Origin of the sequence: Plasticicumulans sp. (assembly GCF_035331805.1) — a bacterium.
Taxonomy (GTDB): Bacteria; Pseudomonadota; Gammaproteobacteria; order Competibacterales; family Competibacteraceae; genus Plasticicumulans.
In genome coordinates, this window is the sequence record NZ_DAOLKE010000533.1 from 1 (window position 1) to 1,692 (window position 1,692).

Annotated in this window: 1 protein-coding gene; it reads right to left on the reverse strand. The window is 71.6% G+C overall.

Features of this window, described 5'->3' with window-relative positions:
- Positions 1-1,692: ATP-binding protein (locus tag PKE44_RS19135; RefSeq protein WP_324554404.1), on the reverse strand; the 1,692-nt coding region annotated here is incomplete at both ends.

The window sequence follows — 1,692 nt, forward strand, 5'->3', positions numbered from 1 at the left end:
GAGCACGCCGCCGGCCGCCGCGACCAGTCGCCGGCTGATCGACAGCCCGAGGCCGGTGCCGCCGTAGCGGCGCGTGGTCGACGGATCGGCCTGCGTGAACGGCTCGAACAGCTGCTCGACGGCCGTCTCGTCGATGCCGATGCCGCTGTCGCTGACGACGCATTCGAGCGCATCGCCATCCGCAGCCAGCGCCAGCGAGATGCCGACGTGGCCGTGCTCGGTGAACTTGATGGCGTTGCCGAGCAGGTTGACCAGCACCTGGCGCAGCCGCGTCGGATCCCCGTGCACGCGCGCCGGCAGGCCGGCAGCCGGCGTCAGTTCGAAGCGCAGGCCGCGCGCATGCGCGGCGCCGGCCAGCAGCTCGGAGACCTCGTCGAGCACGCGCAGCGGTTCGAAATCGATCGATTCGAGCAGCAGCTTGCCGGCTTCGAGCTTCGAGAAGTCGAGCACGTCGTTCAGCAGCGTCAGCAGCGCGGCGCCGGCGACGTGGATGCGGCGCAGGTAATCGGTGCGCAGTTCCATGTCGTCGGAACCGAGCGCGAGATCGGACAGGCCGATGATCGCGTTCATCGGCGTGCGGATCTCGTGGCTCATGTTGGCGAGGAACTCGGACTTGACCGCAGCCGCGGCGCTGGCGCGCGCGCTCGCCTCGCGCAGCGCCGCAAGCGTCGCGTGCAGCTCGCTGACATCGGCGACGGTGCCGACGACGACGTGGCTGCCGTCGCCGGTGCGCTCACGCAGACCGTTGACCAGCAGGTGGCGCTCGGGGTGCTCGGTCGACAGCTCCAGCTCGAAGGGCACGCCGTGGTCGCAGGCGAGCGTCATCGCCCGGCGCAGGCGGTCGCGGGCCTCGATCGAGACGCTGGCGAGCAGCTCATCGAGCGACTTCGGACCCTGACCGATGCCGAACAGCCGCGCGTAGCGCGCATCGCCATCGACGATGTCCGGCACGCAGTTCCAGTTCCAGATGCCCAGGCGCGCGGCATCGAGCGCGAGCGCGAGCCGCGTGCCGAGCGCGGCGAGCCGGCTTTCGTCGCGCTTGCGCCGGTGGATGTCGACGAACTGCACGATGCAGTGCAGCGGCGCGCCGGCGGCGTCGCGCACCAGCGCCGCGGTCAGCAGCAGCCAGATGCGGGTGCCATCGGGCAGCAGGCCGCGCAGCTCGCAGTTCGCGTCGCTGTGCTCGCCGGCGAGCAGCGCATCGAACACCGGGCGCATCGTCGCGTGATCGGCCGGATCGAGCACGTCGAAGAAGCGCAGCGTGGTCAGCTGCTCGGCCGGGCGGCCGAACAGCCGGCAGAGCGCCGGGTTGACGCTCAGGAAGCCGCCGTCGGGCTGCAGGATGGCCATGCCGTGCGGCGCGCTCTCCAGCGTGCGCCGCAGCGCTTCCTCGCTGTCGCGCAGCGCCTCGGTGGCGCTGCGCAGCCGCGTGATGTCGGTGCCGGCGATCAGCATCCAGCCCGGCGTCAGCAGGCTGCCGACGTTGATGCGGCGCACGCGGAACAGCCAGGTGCGCGCATCGATGTCGACCTCGAACTCGGTGCGCAGCCCGGTGCGCTGCGCGCTCTCGACCGCCTCCAGCGCCGTGCCGGTGCGGCTGAAGTTGCCGGCATGCACGATCAGCTGGCCGAGGTTCGGTTCCTCGATGCCGAAGGCGATGCCGGCGGCCGGGCTGAAGCGGCGCAGGCAGAG